Origin of the sequence: Chryseobacterium sp. Marseille-Q3244 (genome assembly GCF_940807095.1) — a bacterium.
In the GTDB taxonomy this organism is placed as follows: domain Bacteria; phylum Bacteroidota; class Bacteroidia; order Flavobacteriales; family Weeksellaceae; genus Chryseobacterium.
Map to the genome: position 1 here is coordinate 235222 of NZ_CALNWX010000003.1, position 18662 is coordinate 253883.

Annotated in this window: 13 protein-coding genes; 4 read left to right on the forward strand and 9 right to left on the reverse strand. The window is 36.3% G+C overall.

Annotated features, from left to right (window positions below; genetic code table 11):
• Nucleotides 1-1401 carry a TolC family protein gene (locus tag NBX25_RS06935; protein WP_250253258.1) on the forward strand — a complete coding sequence of 467 codons (1401 nt, stop codon included), beginning with the start codon at nucleotides 1-3 and terminating at the stop codon, nucleotides 1399-1401.
• A gap of 65 nt (nucleotides 1402-1466) precedes the next feature.
• On the opposite strand, the gene NBX25_RS06940 is transcribed toward NBX25_RS06935, so the two are convergent.
• The 6 genes from NBX25_RS06940 to NBX25_RS06965 form a co-directional block, all read right to left on the reverse strand.
• Nucleotides 1467-1955 carry a YeeE/YedE family protein gene (locus NBX25_RS06940; RefSeq protein ID WP_250253259.1) on the reverse strand — a complete coding sequence of 163 codons (489 nt, stop codon included), beginning with the start codon at nucleotides 1953-1955 and terminating at the stop codon, nucleotides 1467-1469.
• A gap of 24 nt (nucleotides 1956-1979) precedes the next feature.
• Nucleotides 1980-2543 (reverse strand): YeeE/YedE family protein, encoded by a 564-nt coding sequence (locus NBX25_RS06945; protein WP_250253260.1) that lies wholly within the window; start codon nucleotides 2541-2543, stop codon nucleotides 1980-1982.
• 15 nt (nucleotides 2544-2558) lie between these two features.
• Nucleotides 2559-3971, reverse strand: a complete 1413-nt coding sequence (locus NBX25_RS06950) for an MBL fold metallo-hydrolase (protein ID WP_250253261.1) — start codon at nucleotides 3969-3971, stop codon at nucleotides 2559-2561.
• An 85-nt stretch (nucleotides 3972-4056) separates the two neighbouring features.
• Nucleotides 4057-4851, reverse strand: coding sequence for a sulfite exporter TauE/SafE family protein (locus NBX25_RS06955; RefSeq protein ID WP_123908386.1), 795 nt, complete (start codon nucleotides 4849-4851; stop codon nucleotides 4057-4059).
• A 156-nt stretch (nucleotides 4852-5007) separates the two neighbouring features.
• Nucleotides 5008-5634: a Crp/Fnr family transcriptional regulator gene (locus NBX25_RS06960; RefSeq protein ID WP_123908387.1), complete on the reverse strand. Its 627-nt coding sequence runs from the start codon at nucleotides 5632-5634 to the stop codon at nucleotides 5008-5010.
• 19 nt (nucleotides 5635-5653) lie between these two features.
• Nucleotides 5654-7918, reverse strand: coding sequence for a family 20 glycosylhydrolase (locus tag NBX25_RS06965; RefSeq protein ID WP_250253262.1), 2265 nt, complete (start codon nucleotides 7916-7918; stop codon nucleotides 5654-5656).
• Between the two features lie 309 nt (nucleotides 7919-8227).
• Between NBX25_RS06965 and NBX25_RS06970 the strand changes: the two genes are divergently transcribed.
• Nucleotides 8228-9067, forward strand: coding sequence for a DUF4197 domain-containing protein (locus NBX25_RS06970; protein WP_250253263.1), 840 nt, complete (start codon nucleotides 8228-8230; stop codon nucleotides 9065-9067).
• Between the two features lie 463 nt (nucleotides 9068-9530).
• Here NBX25_RS06970 and NBX25_RS06975 read toward each other — a convergent pair whose 3' ends face one another.
• Nucleotides 9531-10184, reverse strand: a complete 654-nt coding sequence (locus tag NBX25_RS06975) for a CoA transferase subunit B (protein ID WP_045494942.1) — start codon at nucleotides 10182-10184, stop codon at nucleotides 9531-9533.
• Between the two features lie 262 nt (nucleotides 10185-10446).
• Here NBX25_RS06975 and NBX25_RS06980 point away from each other — a divergent pair, with 262 nt between their 5' ends.
• The gene (locus NBX25_RS06980) at nucleotides 10447-12249 is read left to right on the forward strand and encodes an ABC transporter ATP-binding protein (RefSeq protein WP_123908389.1); all 1803 of its coding nucleotides are present in this window, start codon (nucleotides 10447-10449) and stop codon (nucleotides 12247-12249) included.
• 497 nt (nucleotides 12250-12746) lie between these two features.
• On the opposite strand, the gene NBX25_RS06985 is transcribed toward NBX25_RS06980, so the two are convergent.
• On the reverse strand, nucleotides 12747-13448 hold the full coding sequence (locus tag NBX25_RS06985; protein WP_123908390.1) for a CoA transferase subunit A: 702 nt from the start codon (nucleotides 13446-13448) through the stop codon (nucleotides 12747-12749).
• A gap of 376 nt (nucleotides 13449-13824) precedes the next feature.
• Between NBX25_RS06985 and NBX25_RS06990 the strand changes: the two genes are divergently transcribed.
• Complete coding sequence (locus tag NBX25_RS06990; RefSeq protein ID WP_250253264.1) at nucleotides 13825-15360, forward strand: toxin-antitoxin system YwqK family antitoxin; 1536 nt, start codon at nucleotides 13825-13827, stop codon at nucleotides 15358-15360.
• 375 nt (nucleotides 15361-15735) lie between these two features.
• Here the strand turns inward: NBX25_RS06990 and NBX25_RS06995 are convergent, their stop codons facing one another.
• On the reverse strand, nucleotides 15736-18483 hold the full coding sequence (locus NBX25_RS06995) for a fibronectin type III domain-containing protein (RefSeq protein ID WP_123908392.1): 2748 nt from the start codon (nucleotides 18481-18483) through the stop codon (nucleotides 15736-15738).
• Nucleotides 18484-18662 lie beyond the last annotated feature (179 nt).

The following is an 18662-nucleotide window of genomic DNA, read 5'->3' on the forward strand; positions in this document are numbered from 1 at the left end:
ATGTATAAAAGATTAATGATACTGGGAATGCTTTCTTTGGGACTTAGTTCATGCATTGGCTACAAAGAACCTACCAAAGAAAATATTGCCCAGTTGAAGAAAAATAGTGAAATAGCGTCTCCTATTACGATTCCGGATGACTGGATTTTTGACCGAAATGCCAACATAAGATCACTTTCTTATGACTGGATTACAGATCTTAAGACTCCTCAGCTGGAAACTTTTATCAATGAAGGAATGCAATATAATGCTGACATCATCATTGCTAAAGAAAAACTCAATCAGATTGAGCTGGCAATGGAAATTGCGGGAAGTAATCTTTATCCAAGTGTGAGTGCTGTAGCTAATACCTCTAATAATCTGGTGAGCGAAAGTCAGATTCGCCGTCTTGCATTGAAGGCCAATTGGGAAATTGATTTATGGGGTAAAAATAAATCTGCGCAAATGGCCAGTACGAGTGATTATTTCTCTGCCAAACATCAGAATACACTCCTACACCAGTCAATTGCTGCCATGATTGCCAAAGCATATTATCTTAATATTGCAGGGAATATTCAGGAGAATAAGATTGAAGGTTATATTCAGAAAACCAAAGAACTTGAAAAGCTGTATACTATTCAGAAGAAAGTAGGAACAGCCAATGCGTTGGATTTATCTAATATTGCTGCCGAAATTATTTCTTTGGAAGGATATCTTGAAAAAATCAGAAATGCCAATACACAGTCCAGAAGATCTCTTGAGCTTTTAACCGGAAAATATCCTGAAGGAAAGCTGGAAACACAGAATTTTTTCACTCCTGTACAAAACAACATTCCTTCGTCTTTTCCATTGGAGCTTTTGGAAAACAGATCTGATATTCAGGCTTATCATTTTCAGATAGAAAAATCTTTTTACGAAGTACAGCAGGCTAAGGCAGCAAGGCTTCCTTCTCTTAATATAAATACTTCTTTAGGAACTGCGGGAAGTAATGTAGAAGCGATCAACTCTTTATTCTCGAACCCATTATTAAGAGTGGGTGGTGGATTGGTCTCTCCTATTTTCAATAATGGAAAGCTTAAAAAGAATGTAGAAATAAAAACTTCTCAGCAAAAACAGATTGTTGAAGAGTATTCAAAAGCAGTTCTAAATGCGTTAAATGAAGTGGAATCATCATTAGCCAATCTGAACTCTATTGAAAAACAAAGTGATTTCAGCCGAAAAGCCATCAATGAGCTGAACACTAATATAAACCTTACCCAAAAGCAAATTAAGGTAGGAACCAATAACAGTTTTGTCCTGATCCGGAAACAACGGGATCTTCTTAAAAATGAAATGAACCTCATCAATCTTGAGCTTCAGGACAAAATGGAACGCATCAACCTTTATATGGCTCTGGGTGCCAAGAACTTCATATTTTCATAATTTTATACTCAATAAAGACTGTTGAAATATTATCACCAGTCTTTATTCATTTTATTCCTTTAGCTTTAATGGGGAAGTTTATCTCTGAAATACCCATACACCCAGGTTCCGGCAACAGCACTTAAAAGAGTAACAGATACTGCCAAGGCTCCTGTTCCGATCTGGGCAAAAAGCGGCCCTGGGCAAGCTCCGGTAATCGCCCAGCCAAAACCAAAGATCAATCCTCCATAAATCTGACCTTTATTGAATTTTTTAGAGGTAAATGTAATGGGTTCTCCGTACATTGTTTTGATATTGAATCTCTTAATCAGCCACACTGAAAGCATTCCCACTAAAACAGCACTTCCAATAATTCCATACATATGAAATGATTGCAGGCGGAACATTTCCTGAATTCTGAACCAACTGATGACTTCAGCCTTCACGAAAATAATTCCAAATATAATTCCCGCTGCCAAATATTTTAAGTGGTAATACCACGGATGCTTTAATGTACTTTCATTGATGCAAAGAGTATCCTGATGACCCATATTTTGCTCTTGTTCTTTTATCATTGATTTGATTCTTAAAAATTAAACTTACAGGGATAAGATTATTGGTAAAATAAGGTTGGCCATTAAAAATCCACCAATCATAAAGCAAATAGTCGCTACCAAAGAGGGCCATTGCAGATTGGAAAGTCCCATAATAGCATGACCACTGGTACATCCACCGGCATATCGGGTTCCAAAACCTACTAGAAATCCTCCTATTACCATCATGATGAATCCTCTTAGGGTCAAAAGGCTTTCAAAATTCATTAACTGAGACGGGACAAGATTGGTATAATCTGTAATTCCGTAGCGTGCCAATTCAGTTTTCAGACCGGGATTAACACTCATTTCAGATGGATTCATTAAAAAATTAGCTGCAATCACTCCTCCGAAGAATATTCCTAGTACAAAAAACAGGTTCCAGGCTTCTTTTTTCCAGTCATATTTAAAAAAGTTGACGTTAGCCGGTATACAGGCTGCACAAATATGCCTTAATGAGGAACTGATCCCAAAGGATTTATTACCCATTATCAGTAAGGCAGGAACGGTAAGCCCAATTAACGGGCCTGCAATATACCATGGCCACGGCTCTTTTATAATCTCCAACATATCTATTGTATTATTTTATTTTAAAACTTTAGTTTGACACAAAAAATCACTTTTGGAAACTTCAGTAGCAGCAATCGCTTTAAAGCCCCCTTCAATTTCTGTAAAATTTCTATATCCTCTAGCCTGAAGGATACTGGCTGCCATCATGCTTCTATATCCTCCGGCACAATGCAGATAGAAATGCTCCTCTGGCCGAACCTCATTAATCCATTCATTAATATACATCAAAGGTTTGCTGTAAGCTTCATTCACATGTTCGGCTGCATATTCACTTTCTTTCCTTACATCAATAATTTTTACTTCTTTGCCTTCAATTTCTTTTTCAAACTCTTCAGCAGAAATACGGTTCACAGTATCAGTTTCTTTTCCATGATTCTTCCATGCTTCAAAACCGCCTTGTAAAAAACCCAGAACATGATCAAATCCCACCCTGCTTAATCTGGTTACGGCTTCTTCTTCATCTCCCTGTTTTGTTACTAACAGAATAGGTTGATTTACATCTGCAATCAATGCCCCTACCCATGGAGCAAAATCACCATCTAATCCTATATTGACAGATTGCGGGATAAATCCTTTAGAAAATTCACCATTGTTTCTCACATCCAGTATCAAAGCCCCGGAAGCTTCTGCTACTTCTTCAAACCTTTGAGTGGTAAGAGCTTTTAATGCTTTCGACAAAACTTCATCAAAGCTATGGGATCCTTTTTTATTCATCATTACATTCATTCCAAAATAAGCTGGTGGCGGGAAGAGCCCGTCTGTTACCGCCTGAATAAAACTTCCTCTATCGATCTGATTAAGCGCATAATTTGTTTCTTTTTGGTTCCCTAATGTATCAACAGTTTCCTTCTGCATATTCTTACCACATGCCGAACCTGCCCCATGAGCCGGATAGACCGTAATATTATCATTTAAAGGTAATATTTTATGGTATAAACTATCATACAGTAGCCCTGCCAGTTCTTGCGGTGTCCTATCTGCTGCTTTTTGGGCAAGATCGGGACGGCCTACATCACCTAGAAAAAGGGTATCTCCACTGAAAAGAGCTTTCTCATTTCCTTGTTCATCAATCAACAGATAGCAAGAGCTCTCCAAGGTATGTCCTGGAGTATGAATCACTTTGATCTTAACATCTCCAACTTCAAATACCTGATTGTCTTCGGCAATAATAGCCTCAAATTCGGTATTTGCAGTAGGCCCATAGACAATTGGAGCATTTGTTTTATTGCTTAAATCAATATGTCCACTAACGAAATCAGCGTGAAAATGGGTTTCAAAAATATATTTTAACTGTACCTCATCTTTTTCTAATCTTTCTACATAAGGCTGGGTTTCGCGTAAAGGATCGATAATGGCAGCTTCTCCGGCTGAAGCAATATAATAAGCTCCCTGCGCCAAACATCCTGTATACATTTGTTCTATTTTCATCTTATTTATTTTAGATTTTGTTTTCAGATACAAATTTCCTGGTTTCTATTCTCCTCTACAGCTACTTTTGTTACATAAGAAAGGTTTAAAGAAATATTTCCCTGGTGATTATATAAACACCCATTACCAGAATAAACCATCCAAAAGCAGGTTTTAATTTTTTTCCATCAACATTTTTTGAAATTTGTGAGCCAATGATAATTCCAACAATAGCAATACCTGCGATGGAAACAAGGAAATCCCATTCTATTTTTGCGTTATTCATGGATGAAAAAAATCCTATCAAAGAATTTAGAGAAATAATAACCAATGAAGTTCCTATTGCTGTTTTCACGGGAACTTTCAGTAGATTCACCAATGCCGGAATAATCATAAATCCTCCTCCTGCACCTAGCAGTCCGGTTAAAATACCGACTAACATTCCTTCGCCGGCAGCCAGCAAAGCTTTATTTTTATTCAATTCATTATCATCCATTTCTCCGGAAGCCTGATTCTTAATCATTTTATAAGAAGCCAGAATCATCAAAACGGCAAAAATTAACAGTAGAAAAATGTTTTTGGTTAGTCTCCAATCTTTTATACTGAGAAGTTCTTCCGGAATTAGAGGAAGAAGATAAATTCTGGTTAAAAAAATGGAAATAACAGAAGGAATTCCAAATATCAAAGCTACTCTAAAGTTGACCAGCCCTTTTTTAAAATACGTGATTGAACCTACCGCACTACTCACTCCCACAATAAAAAGAGAGTATTCTGTAGCCAGTAAGGCATCGATTCCGAAAAGATATACTAGTACAGGAACGGTCAGAATACTTCCGCCTCCACCAATTAAACCTAAAGAGACACCGATTAAAACAGATGCCGCATACCCTATAATTTCCATTTGCTCCAATATTCTGATGCAAAAATGGAGTTGTTTGGGGAGAACTACAGTTACTTTTGTTACATAACAGAATTTTGAATACGGATACCGTTAATATTTATCTGTTTGTTCTAAACACACAAGTTTATTTTTATAACACTTTTGTGCTTTTTGTAGTTATACAAGAAGGGTAATTTTGTTTCTTCCCAGCTTTAGTCTTCCGTCATCTTCAAGTTGTTTCAGAAGTCTTGATACTACTACTCTGGCAGTTCCCAATTCGTTGGCAAGCTGTTCATGGGTAATTACAATCCTATCAGAACCTGTAAGCTCAGATTTTTTCCGGAGAAGATTCAACAGTCTTTCATCTACTTTTTTAAAGGCAATGGCATTGATAATATCGAGTAATTCTTCGAACCGTTTATGATAAAGCCTGAAAATATAATCCAGCCATTCGGGATGTTCTTTAATGAATGATGAAACTTTATCTACAGGAAGGAAAAGGATTTCGGCTTCTTCTTCTATCTCTGCTTTTACAATGCTTTTTTCATTATGCATTCCGCCCAGGAAAGACATGATACAGCTCTCGCCTGCTTTGATATAATATAGCAGAATTTCACGTCCATCTTCTTCCGTCCGGATCACTTTCAGCATTCCTTTCATCACTATGGGAATAGAACGTACAGATGCATTTTCGTCTAAAATAATGTCTCCTTCACGGTAGTTTTTGGTAATGCCATACTGGTATAGTTTTTCTACCAGATCAGGTGAAGAGGAGAATTCAGAAGAAAGTATATTATCTTGCATTTTGTTATATTGAATAGGGCTAATTTACGCCAATTTCATCAACAAACAGCCACGCTTTTGAATCAGCCCCAGGATTTCCGGCTGGAATAATGCCAGCATTTTCAATAATCACTTTCAGGTATCTCGCCTGTTGTTTTCCGAAATTCAATTGTATCTTTCCTTTGGCATTTTGAATTTCCTCCTTTCCTATTTCTTTGATGATTTTAAAATCTTTATTGTTATCAGAAACAAAAATTTTAGCAGACTTTGCAAGATGAATCCAGCTTCCTTTGTTTTCCCGTGTATTAAAATAGATTTCTGAAAAATCGGTTTTCTGTCCGAAATCAATGGTGGCTACTACATCTTTTCCCTGGAAACCCAGCCATGTTTTACCTAATTGTTTTACATTTCCGATAATTCCGTCTAACAGAGTAAAAGCTCCACCGAATGAGTAATTTTCACTAGGCTGCTGCTCAAGGATAATTGATTTACCTGTTGATTTTGACACCGTAAATGGTTGTGAAGAAACAGCACTTTTCAATTGTCCATCTTCAAAATAAGCAGATTTAACAGTCAAAGAGTTGGGTATGGAAACAGGACCTTCATAGACTTTAGAATGTATTGTTGGAATACTTCCGTCCAATGTATATCTGATACCGTTTGGATTTTGTGAAGTAGAAAGTTCGTAGGCAATCCCGTTGTTTGATGGAATTACTTTTCCTGAAATATTATAAATACTTTTAGCATAATTAATATTCATGTTGTCCAGAATTTTGAAATGGCTGATGACCCTGTTTTCAAAGTTTTTATAATTTTTAGGGTCTGAAGTTCCCCATCCCACTTCAGAAAGCGCCATCAACCTTGGAAAAATCATGTACTGCACCTGTTTGAAATCCAGAATATATTCTGTCCACAAATTAGCCTGAACCCCTAAAATATATTGAGCCTGTTCAGCATTTAACTCAGCAGGAATCGGGTTATATGAATACACTTTATCCAATGGTGTAAATCCACCGAATGCATTAGGTTCAGACTGTGGATCTCCCTGATAATGGTCAAAATAACAGTATGCTCCCGGTGTCATCACAGCAAAATGTTTTGATTTTGCAGCTTCAATTCCTCCATGTACACCTGTCCAGCTCATTACCGCTGCATTAGGAGCCAACCCACCTTCCAGTATTTCATCCCAACCTATAATTTTTCGTCCTTTACTGTTGATGTATTTTTCAATTCTCTGAATGAAATAACTTTGCAATCCATGTTCATCCTTTAAATTATTCTTTTTGATTAATTCCTGGCAATGGGCACATTCTTTCCATCTTGTTTTAGGACATTCATCTCCTCCGATATGAATATACTGAGATGGAAACAACTTGATAACCTCATCTAACACGTTTTCGAGAAACTTAAATGTTTCGTCTTTAGGGCAGAAAACATCATCAAAGACGCCCCATTTTGTAGCAGCTTCAAAAGGTCCTTTGGTACAGGCTAATTCCGGATATGCTGATAAGGCAGCTAAAGCATGACCAGGCATTTCAATCTCCGGAACTACTGTTATATGTCTTTCCTGAGCATATTTCACCACATCTTTGATCTGTTCCTGAGTATAAAAATAGGGACCATAAGGCTTTCCATCAAATGTATTATCCACATAAGCTCCAATCATTGATTCTTTACGTTTGGAACCAACCTGTGTAAGTTTTGGGTATTTTTTGATTTCAATTCTCCATCCTTGGTCATCGGTTAAATGCCAGTGAAAAGTATTCAGCTTATATATTGCCAGATAGTCAATGTATTGTTTTACCTCATCTACTGTAAAGAAGTGACGGCAGACATCAAGATGCATTCCACGCCATGCAAATTTTGGTTGATCCTCTATTTTCATAGCAGGAATTTTTCCTACTTCTTTATATTGTTCAATAATTTGAATGACAGTCTGAAGTGCCAGGAAATAGCCTTGATCTGTATAGGCCTGAATGGCAAAACCTCTGGGTGAAACTTCAATGGTATATTTTTCTTTTTCCTGCTCAGGAGTTAAAGGAACCAGCGATGGCGGAAACAATACCCTTACCAAATTAGCTCCATCTTTTTTTCCATAACCAAAAGTGAAAAGCTTTGCAAAGTGTTTTTTGAAGTATTCCGTTTCCGGTTTTGGAGTATTGTCTTCAAATTTAAAAGTTTTAGGAATGATGAATTCTCCTTTTAAAAATTCAACTTTCTGAGGGTAAGGAATAACATTCAATTTATTTTGAGCAAATAGCAGGTTTGAAATCAACACAAAAAATACTAAAAAGGTTCGGACCATTGGATGGGGTTAAAGTTTTAGCTAATATACTTATTTTTCAAAACTTTCAAATGGTTCACATTCTATATTTTAGCCCTGAAAAATAGGATTTAACTGCCTGAAAAATGATAAAAACTAACCTAAAAAACCTACTGCCACCGTAAATAACTCAATTAATACACAATAATTATTTAACTTTCTATAAATTTAAAAATCAAATATTTACATTAATAAAAATCTCTTTTTTTTAATCAAAAAAAATTGTGGTTTATTTTTTGATAAGCTTACGTCACTTAAAAGATTAAACATCTAAATTTGTAAAAAAATACAATGAGAAAAAGCATTTTTATAGCAGCTGGATTATTCCTTTCAATTTCTACACAGGCACAACTTCTTGATATTCTAAAATCAACAGTTAAAGACAAAACAGGAATTGATCTCAATAATCCACAGGCTCCCAAAGGTTCCACAACCGCTACAACGACAAATACGAACACCACTACCACGATTCCCACTTCTACTTCAACTAAAACATCTCCTCTTAATGTTGGAAATCTTACTTCAACACAGATTTCTTCCGGATTAAAGGAAGCTTTAAGTATCGGAGTCACAGATGGGGTAAAGAAACTGGCATTAACAGACGGTTTTCTGAAAAATGAGGCGGTAAAAATCTTAATGCCTGAAAAATTAAGAAAGGTGGATGCAACGCTGCGTTCTGTAGGTCTAGGCAGTCTGGCGGATGAAGGGGTAAAGTTATTAAACAGAGCAGCTGAAGATGCTGTAACAGAAGCGGCACCTATTTTTACGAATGCCATTACTTCTATGACCATTACAGATGCTAAAAATATTTTATTAGGAAGTAATAATGCCGCAACAAGTTACTTACAAGGCAAAACCCAATCTCAGTTATTTACCGCTTTCCAACCGAAAGTAAAAGCTTCTTTAGGAAAAGTGGGTGCTGATGCAGTTTGGAAGAATTTGATTTCAAAATACAACACCTTTACAGGACAAGCTGTAACTACTGATCTTAACGAATATGTGACCACAGAAACCATCAATGGAGTATTCAAAATGGTTGCGGATAAGGAAAGCGGAATCAGAAATACACCAGCTATGAGAACTACAAGCATTTTGCAGAAGGTTTTCGGAGCGCAGGATGCTAACAGATAGACAGAAGGTAACTCTAAATACTAAAAAGGTTGTTTCACAAAGGAAACAACCTTTTTTTATGCTTTAATTTCTTTTGTCTTGAAACAAAAATTCAAGACTTGGATTTCTACGCTAAAAATAAATTCTGTTCTCTAAAAATTTTCTTACCGTTCACAGAAATTATTTTTTTAACGCTCCGAGCTCCTATGTCAGTTAAAAAACAAGCCTATGTGAAACCTATATGGTTTAATTTTTTTCACCATATAGTCACATAGAATTAAGTTTATTCGTGCGTTCGTGACGATTAAAAATCTGCGTAATCTCCAAAATCTGCGAGATAAAAATGTAGTTTTAAGAGATTCTTCATTCCGCATTGCTTCATTCAGAATGACAGAAAAATTCCTGATTCAAATTCTCTTTTATTTCTGGAATATTATGGAAATTGAAATAAAAAACCTTGCGGTGGGCAAGGTTTGTATTGTATTTAGAATTGCATTTCAGGAATTTCACCTTCAATGATAAGGTCTGCTTCTGTTGCTTTGATAATATCTTCTACTGAAACGCCCGGTGCTCTCTCCAGCAGTTTGAACCCTTTTGGAGTCACTTCCAATACGGCTAATTCAGTCACTACTTTTTTCACACAGTTTACACCTGTCAAAGGAAGTGTACATTTTTTAAGGATCTTACTTTCTCCAGCTTTATTTACGTGCATCATGGCAACGATAATATTTTCAGCAGAAGCTACTAAATCCATTGCTCCTCCCATTCCTTTTACCATTTTTCCAGGAATCTTCCAGTTGGCAATATCTCCGTTCTCTGAAACTTCCATCGCTCCAAGGATGGTAAGATCTACTTTCTGACCGCGGATCATCCCAAAACTAAAGGCTGAATCAAAGAATGAACCTCCTTCTAAAATAGTAATGGTTTGTTTTCCGGCATTGATGATATCTGCATCTTCTTCTCCTTCAAAAGGGAAAGGCCCCATCCCAAGAACTCCGTTTTCACTCTGGAATTCTACGGAAATACCCTCCGGAACATAGTTGGCAACCAAAGTCGGAATTCCGATTCCCAGGTTTACATAATAACGATCTCTCAGTTCTTTTGAAATTCTTTTGGCAATTTGTTCTTTTGTAAGCATAATTAAAACTTAGACTGCAATTTAATTATTTTCAACCGAATACAAAAGGGATTTCTGAGACAAGGTCTTAGGATAAGGAGGCTGGAAGTTGAAAGAAGGAAGCTGAAGGTTAATTTGAGCCAGAAAAGAAATACAGTTACTTATATATTTTATGCCTTCCGGTATCCAGTTTCAAATCTTCCTCAACAACAGATGTTTGTCATTAATAATTAACATCGTTAGTAAAAATAATATCATTAATTTTGTATCCTTATTTAACAGAATGAAAATACTTTTAAGATACCTTAAACCTTATCAATGGCTGATTGTTATTTCTTTGCTTCTGGCAACCATTAACCAGGTTTTCTCTTTATTTGCTCCTGCAATTACAGGGAATATACTGGACCAGTTGGTCACTCATCCTAATTTTTTCGACAAGGAAAAACTTTTACCCAGAAATATAGATGAATACCTTTATGGGAATTCAGTGTATCATGGTGCTTTCTACTTTTTAGGTTTACTTATCGGAACTGCCATGGTAAGTAGAATTGCTAAGGCTTTTCAGGATTATGTAGTGAGTGTCATTACTCAGAAATTTGGGGCTAAGATCTTTACAGATGGTCTAAAACATTCAATGGCATTGCCTTATCAGGAGTTTGAAGACCAAAGAAGTGGTGAAACCTTATCAATTTTAACTAAAGTAAGAGAGGATTCTGTCAAGTTTATCACCAATTTCATCAATATTTTCTTTGGGATTTTAGTAAGTATTATTTTCGTTTCGGTGTATGCTATCCGTCTGCACTGGTCGATCATGCCGGTGTACATTTGTGGAATTTTTCTGATTGCTTTCATTACTAATTTATTGAGTAAGAGAATAAAAGGCATTCAAAAAAATATTGTTTCAGAGACGACAGCATTAGCCGGGAGTACTACAGAAAGTCTTAGAAATATAGAAATTGTTAAGAGTTTAGGGTTGACAAATCAGGAAGTTATCCGTTTGAATAACAATACGTATAAGATTTTAGGACTTGAACTGAGAAAGGTAAAAAGCATCCGTTCTTTGAGTTTTATTCAGGGAACAATGGTTAATTTTCTTCAACAGATGATTACCCTGACGCTTTTGTATCTGATCTTTAAAAATATTGTGACTCCGGGGCAATACCTTTCGCTGATGTTTTATGGGTTCTTTATTTTTGGCCCTATGCAAGAGATAGGAAACATCATTATCTCTTACAGGGAGGCAGAGGCTTCTCTTCAGAATTTCGATCGTTTAATGAAAAAAGATGTGGAAGAAAAACCACTTCATCCCAAGCAGATTGGTGCTATTGAAGAACTGGAATTCAAACATGTCTCTTTCAAACATCAGTCGGCTCAATATAAAGCATTGAATAATATTTCTTTTGATGTTAAAAATGGAGAAACGATTGCTTTTGTGGGCCCAAGCGGATCAGGAAAAAGTACATTGGTAAAACTACTAGTTGGTCTTTACAGGCCACAGGAAGGGAATATTTTTTACAATGAGATTAATGGAAAGGAATTTGATTTTGATGAACTGAGAAATCAGATTGGTTTTGTCACTCAGGATACCCAGCTTTTCGCTGGAACCATCAAAGAAAACCTTCTCTTCGTGAATCCCCATGCTACAGAACAGGAACTTGCCATTGCTTTACAGAAATCGAGCTGTACTGCCTTGTTAGAAAGAGCTGAGAAAGGAATAGAAACCGTTATTGGTGAAGGTGGATTGAAACTGAGTGGTGGTGAAAAACAAAGAATTGCTATTGCGAGAGCCCTTTTAAGAAAACCTCATTTATTGATTTTCGATGAAGCTACTTCCGCTTTGGACAGTATTACTGAGGAAGAAATTACTTCTACCATAAAAGATATTTCAGAGGAAAGAGAACAAATTACGGTTCTGATTGCCCACCGATTGAGTACCATTATGCATGCAGACAAAATCTATGTCCTGGAACGTGGACAAATTGTAGAAACCGGTTCTCACGATCATCTGATTGCTGAAAAAGGTCTTTATTATGCGATGTGGAGACAACAGATTGGAGAAAGGAAAACAACTGTTCCACAATCTTAGAAATAAATGAGTAAAGATGGTGATAAAGTCGCTGATTAAGCTGTATTATATTTTGCCACGAATGCACGAATTCTTTTTTATTCGTGCATTCGTGGCGTTTAAAAATCTGCGGGATCTGTGAGATCTGCGAGAAACTTTTATCTTGAGATTCTTCATTCCACATCGCTTCATCCAGAATGACAGAGAACAAAATTATGTCTTATTAGTCATTAAAATTGTGAGAATAAGCTTAAACGCAAAGTTCCAATGATTCTCCTGCTTTATTTTAAGGAAGCAAAAGAGAAGCGACAAGTCGCCTATGAAGCTGGATGTATATTCACACGCTTAAAAATAGAGATTCTTCATTCTGTGTTTGAACTACGTTCGCAGACCTTCAGCCTATATTCAGAATGACAGCACAACAAAAAGACACTAAAAAAAGTTAAGTTTACTCAATAAAGAAAGCGCTGAAAATACATTCAGCGCCTTTTATATTGTCAATCGTATCTCTTCAGAAATTATTCTTTAGCTCTAACGGTTCTTTGTTCAATTCTCTTTTCAAATTTTTCTCCCTGAAAAATTCTCTGAATCATAATACCCGGAATATGAATCTCATTAGGATCTAATTCTCCCGGTTCTACTAATTCTTCTACCTCAGCAATGGTAATTTTTCCAGCACCAGCCATCGGATGGTTGAAGTTTCTGGCAGATCCTTTGAAAATAAGGTTTCCTGCGTAATCTCCTTTCCATGCTTTTACAATAGAGAAATCTGCATCAAAAGCATGTTCTAAAATATGTGGTTTTCCTTTGAATTCTTTTACTTCTTTTCCTTCCGCTACTTCAGTTCCATAACCTGCAGGGGTATAGAAAGCAGGAATTCCGGCCTGTGCTGCTCTGCATTTTTCTGCTAAAGTTCCCTGTGGAGTAAGTTCAACCTCCAGTTCTCCTGAAAGCATTTGTCTTTCAAATTCAGCATTTTCCCCAACATAAGAAGAGATCATTTTCTTGATTTGTCTTTTATGAAGCAATAATCCCAGCCCAAAGTCATCTACCCCGGCATTGTTTGAAATGCAGGTAAGATCTTTCACATTACTTTCCACTAAGGCATTAATTGAATTTTCAGGAATTCCGCAAAGTCCAAATCCGCCCAGCATCAGTGTCATTCCATCTTTAATTCCTTCGATGGCCTCCTTTGCATTTTTTACTCTTTTATCTATCATGAAATATTAGATTTTTCTGTTGGCTAAATTTAATAAAAAATATCGTATCTGCGATGATTGGAAAAAGATCCTAATCCCTATCCCATCCTGATAAGCCATTTTTCCTATTAAAAATATAATTATCAAAACTTTACAGCAAAAAGTGAACAAATCGGTTCATTTTTTTTATATATCTCGTAAAATTGATTTATATTTGGGGTTTTAAATTCAAAAAAACATCACACTTTTAATCTTCGGATATAAACACAATATTAGTATAAAAATTATTTCTGACAGTGTACCCGCTGTCTCTCCAATGCTTTTACCTCTTACTTTCTTCGTATTGGTACACAAAAGTAAATCATCACAACCCTAAAATCAGAACTTAATATAAAACATGAAAAAACTATTTACGTCAGCGTTGCTTGCATTAGTACTCAGCATCAACGTATATGCGCAAGAAAAAACTTATTTCGATGAAAACTGGGAAAAGACAACTCAGGAAAAAATGGAGTATTACCGTGAAACGTCTCCTAAAGGAAAACTTATCCTAATTAAAGACTTTTATAAAAACGGAACACTTCAAATGGAAGGTCTGGCTTCTGATACCACTCCAAGCAACGAAGTTTTTGATGGTAAAGTAACCTGGTACACTCCCGAAGGAAAAGTAATGAGTGTGGTGAACTATTCTAAAGGGAAACAGCTTGGATCTTCTCAGAATTATGATGCTAAAGGGAAATTAATTGAAGACCTGGTTTATAAGGCTGATGGTACTTTTTCAGGAAAATCATTCAGCTATAAAGATCCGGAAAATGAGTATTATTATAATACCCTTACGGTCTATGAGAACTCTACTCCTACCCAAACAATTATTTATGATGAGGATATCAAAGGAATCAGAACCGAAAGTATTATAGGTAAAGACGGCAGATACGAAAATAAATACTATGGTGAAAAAGGCAAATATATTGGCAGCGGTAACTCTGAATCCAATAGTGAAAGTACCCAGGTAGACTATTATTATAATCCGATGAGGATTTCTAAAATCGAAAAGTATAAAAGCGACGGAAGCATCAAAGAAGGAATAATTTATGGTAAAAACGGAAAAGTTCTACAGGAGCAGAAAAGAGGTAAAAAAGATGGCTCTAAAACGACCTATGATGAATCCGGAAAGAAAATAGCCGATCTTACTTATCAATATGAAAAAGAGAATGATACCTACAAACCTATGGATGGTGAAGATTATCAGTTCGCCTATGATTACAGCCATATCTCAACCGTAGATGTTTATAAAGGAGGTTTACAGGTTCTTAATAAAGAATTTAATGAAGATGGAAAACTTACTACAGAAAAAATCCTAAAAGAGGGCTCAACCCAGGAGATTAAATATTATGCTCCGGATGGAAAGCTAAAATCTACATTAACGTATAAGGATGATATGCCTTACAATGGTATTGCCCACGAAGGTCTTACCGAAATGCAGTATAAGGATGGTGTTCTGGTAAATACAAGAAACTATACTGATGAGAATAAGCTGAAGTTTGAAAAGAAACTAAACGCTAAGCAAACCGCTTATGATGCAACAGTATATGACAATAAAGGAACTATTTTATATACTTATAACCAACCTGTAAATGAAGAAGAGTATGACTACAGCTTCACGGCTCAGATTGTACAATATGTAAAAGGTAAACCTGCCAACAAGTCTTCTGTAAAAGGAGGTATTCTTCAAAGCGGAAAAATCAGAATAAAAGACTATTATGGAGCAAAGGAGCTTGAACGTAATGGAAAATGGATTTTATTAAAGGTTTATAATGCAGACGGAAAACTTGTTCAGGATTCTAAAATTCTGGCCGACACCGGTGATAATTACCTGTCTAGTGATAGCAATACTGTCATTCAGGAAGATCAATTGTACAGTGTTGTTGATTAATCAACAGATCATTTGAATATAGAGCAGTTTCAGTTTTTGGAACTGCTTTTTTATTTTGTTCTCGCAGATTTCGCAGATGATGTAGCCTTGTCAAGGTTTAAAACCTTGACAAGGCTCACACCTAAAGTTTTTATTGAGAATGGAATATTTTAATTCTTTAGCAAACACATAGATTTCGCAGATGTCTATGAGGATTTGAATCATTAATAAAATGAAACTTTAAGGTAAGTGAAACTTCATTTAAGAGGTGTCTTAATAGGGAGATGTAAGATTTTAAATCTGTGGAATTTGTGAAATCTGTGGGAAATTTAATACAACACAAAAACAGGCTATCATTTTTTGACAGCCTGTATACTTCATGGTTATGTTATGTCGTTACTGAATAATCAGTTTTAAAGTAAATAGTTTTCTTGCGTGAACTTTTACAAAATACACTCCTTTTGGAAGGTTTTCATTCACTAAAGAGAAGCGCTGATTATGAATATTCTTTGATTCATACAGTAATTCTCCTGCTGCTGATACCAACTCAATTTTATCAATGGGATAATCACTTTTGATGAAGGTTGGCTCACCCGGTTTTGTAGGGTTTGGATACAGGATTACATTTTTCTCTGTACTTTTTGCCTCCTCTACTCCTAAAGATCCTGAACTTACCTGAAACTGTACCCTGTTTGAAACTTCCGTATAAGAATCGTTGGTAAACATCACCATATAATAATTTCCAGGTGTGGCTGGCACGCCGTTCACACTTCCTGTAATTGCTTTGGTTCCCTGTGTTACTCCATCAAAATACGTATAAGAAACAAAATTATCATCCGGTGTCTGGATATTCTGAGGATAGATTCCTAACCAGTCTTTAATAATTCCCGGAGAATCCGTCCAGGAAGCAGTGATATTTTCACCTAATGAATACACAGGCTTGTTGATCCACAACTCGGTAACGATATCTCCTACTTTAAAGAATACTTTTTCTCCAATTCCGTTGTATCCGTCTTCCAATAAGTACTGAGCATAATAATATCCTTTTGGAAGCCCTGTAAAATTAAGGGTTCCCGATGCTGTGGTTACATAACTCCATTTTATTGAGGTTGTCGTTCCCGGAGTCTGTCCCATTTTATAAATTCCGATCCAGTCTTTCTGAAGACTTGGAGCATTTGTAAAATTGATCGTTACTGTTCCCCCTACCGGATACGTATCTGCTGTAGCCTGTAATTGAACTTTCGGGCCTACATAGAAGCTTTTTCTTGCAGTAATATCTGTATAGCCATTGTTAGCAAAGAATCCTGCAAAATATTGACCTTTATTAGGTAAACCATTATTGAAAGTAGCCGTTCCAGCTGTTTGCCCATTGGTGTAAACATAGGTCTGTGAAGTTGTAGATCCTCCTGGTGTCTGACCTTTTTTATAGATTCCCACCCAATCCTGCTGATTTCCAGGACCACCGGTGAAAGTAGCAACAATAGGTTCATTTTGGGAATATTCCGTTTTATCTAAAGTGAAGGTAGGATTCGAAACCACACTTCCTGTAATTTCAAACTGTTTCACCTCGCTCCAGTCGCTCCACTCCAGATTTCTGTCTCTGTAACGGGTTTTCACATAATAAATTCCGTTCGGGATTGCATTCGCAGCTAAACTCACCTTTGTAATATCTACTCCTTCATTTAAATTCTTGGCTTTATCCGGATTTCCGTTTCCATCTTTTCCGAACCAGTTTTCAAAATCACGATAGAATTCCTTTTCAATTACAGAAAAATCTGCTGCTTTACTAATTAAGAACTGGGTTGTATTCAAAAGTTCTCCATTGGATGATGAAAAGGCACTTCCATTCAAGGTTAAAGGCAATGTAATTGGCCCTGAGAAGGTATTTGTAACAGAAGGTTTTGCCGGCTTTGGCTGGTTTTTATACCTGTGAAATGAATCTACCAGTACATTATTTTTCTTGGTATATTTTCCACCAATAGAATAACATTCTACATCTACTTTGCCTGTTGGAATATCTACCTCAACGATCTGATAAGTCCAGTCCGTCAGTGTTTTCTGAACATCATCAAAATCCTGTTCATTAGACATTCCCCAATACTGATCCCAGGCTGTTCCTCCTGAAATAATCTGGTAATTCGGCGTGTTTTTCAACTGCCCTCTATGGTATAAATGGTGGTGTGCCCCAACGTGCATCAGGTATTTATCAGATGTTACCAAAAGCGGAACGGCATTATTTCTTACCCATGTAGAAATATCACCTACATATTGCTCTGCCTGATAAGGTCTGTGGCTTAACGAGATGATCCAGTCTACTGTAGAATCATTGTTTGCTTCATTTAAAATCTGTTGCAGCCAAGTCTGTTGAGCAGATCCGGTATGTTCTGAACTTAAACTGATAAACAATACATTTCCTGCCTGCTGAGCGTAATAATTTTCATTTCCTGAAGTAATCCCTTTATACTTGATCTCATCAATATAAAAATGGGCATAATAAGAATTCATTCCGAGAGTTCCGTAGGTTTCGTGGTTTCCTACAGTGGTCTGGATAGGCAGGTATGGTGATAGTTTAATATTCTTTTTGAAGTGAACATTCTCATAATGATCCAGTGTTCCCACATCCACCTGGTCTCCTACCATAAAAGTAAGAGCAATATTATCCGATGGATCAGAACCCGCTCCGAATTTTTCTTTTAATTTTTTAAAAGCATTCAAGGTAAGGCTGTCGTATCTAGGTTCTGCTTTGATCTGGTTATCCCCCATAATCAGAAAACGGATCTTTCCATTGGCTGTTACCGGCTGTCCTGGTAAAGGAAGTGTTCTAAAATTGTATACCGCAGATTCATTACCTCCGGTTTTTATCTTATAATAGTACTTGGTATTCGGTTGAAGATTACCAATTTTTGCGGTGTGATAATAGTAATTATTGTTGTAGCCTGTATCTGAAAAAATATTAGTAGTACCGGTTACCGTTACATTCAGATTAGTTGGGGAATCCCCGTAGATCACGGTTGTTTCGTTATCGGAAGCGGTCTTCCAATTAACGATCATGGAATTCGGAGTTGGGTTTTGCAGATATGGGAACAAAACCTGTCCGAATGCCATTTGGGCCGCGAAACAAAAAAAGAAGAAATAATGTTTCATAATCGCTTAATTTTAAAATGACATATAGAGTTTTAATTTGTAAATCAATAATTTAAAAAAATCATTATGCTGATTTTTATTTCGGGCAAAAGTAGAAGTCCCATATAAACTCTGCCTGATGGAATCTTAAAGAATCTGTTAATTTTTTGATGAAACCGGAATGAAAAATTTATAGTTTT

Excerpts from the sequence above, each read along its gene's own strand:
- NBX25_RS06935 (WP_250253258.1), top strand. The coding sequence starts at position 1 with ATGTATAAAAGATTAATGATACTGGGAATGCTTTCTTTGGGACTTAGT.
- NBX25_RS06940 (WP_250253259.1), bottom strand. The coding sequence starts at position 1,955 with ATGATAAAAGAACAAGAGCAAAATATGGGTCATCAGGATACTCTTTGC.
- NBX25_RS06945 (WP_250253260.1), bottom strand. The coding sequence starts at position 2,543 with ATGTTGGAGATTATAAAAGAGCCGTGGCCATGGTATATTGCAGGCCCG.
- NBX25_RS06950 (WP_250253261.1), bottom strand. The coding sequence starts at position 3,971 with ATGAAAATAGAACAAATGTATACAGGATGTTTGGCGCAGGGAGCTTAT.
- NBX25_RS06955 (WP_123908386.1), bottom strand. The coding sequence starts at position 4,851 with ATGGAAATTATAGGGTATGCGGCATCTGTTTTAATCGGTGTCTCTTTA.
- NBX25_RS06960 (WP_123908387.1), bottom strand. The coding sequence starts at position 5,634 with ATGCAAGATAATATACTTTCTTCTGAATTCTCCTCTTCACCTGATCTG.
- NBX25_RS06965 (WP_250253262.1), bottom strand. The coding sequence starts at position 7,918 with ATGGTCCGAACCTTTTTAGTATTTTTTGTGTTGATTTCAAACCTGCTA.
- NBX25_RS06970 (WP_250253263.1), top strand. The coding sequence starts at position 8,228 with ATGAGAAAAAGCATTTTTATAGCAGCTGGATTATTCCTTTCAATTTCT.
- NBX25_RS06975 (WP_045494942.1), bottom strand. The coding sequence starts at position 10,184 with ATGCTTACAAAAGAACAAATTGCCAAAAGAATTTCAAAAGAACTGAGA.
- NBX25_RS06980 (WP_123908389.1), top strand. The coding sequence starts at position 10,447 with ATGAAAATACTTTTAAGATACCTTAAACCTTATCAATGGCTGATTGTT.
- NBX25_RS06985 (WP_123908390.1), bottom strand. The coding sequence starts at position 13,448 with ATGATAGATAAAAGAGTAAAAAATGCAAAGGAGGCCATCGAAGGAATT.
- NBX25_RS06990 (WP_250253264.1), top strand. The coding sequence starts at position 13,825 with ATGAAAAAACTATTTACGTCAGCGTTGCTTGCATTAGTACTCAGCATC.
- NBX25_RS06995 (WP_123908392.1), bottom strand. The coding sequence starts at position 18,483 with ATGAAACATTATTTCTTCTTTTTTTGTTTCGCGGCCCAAATGGCATTC.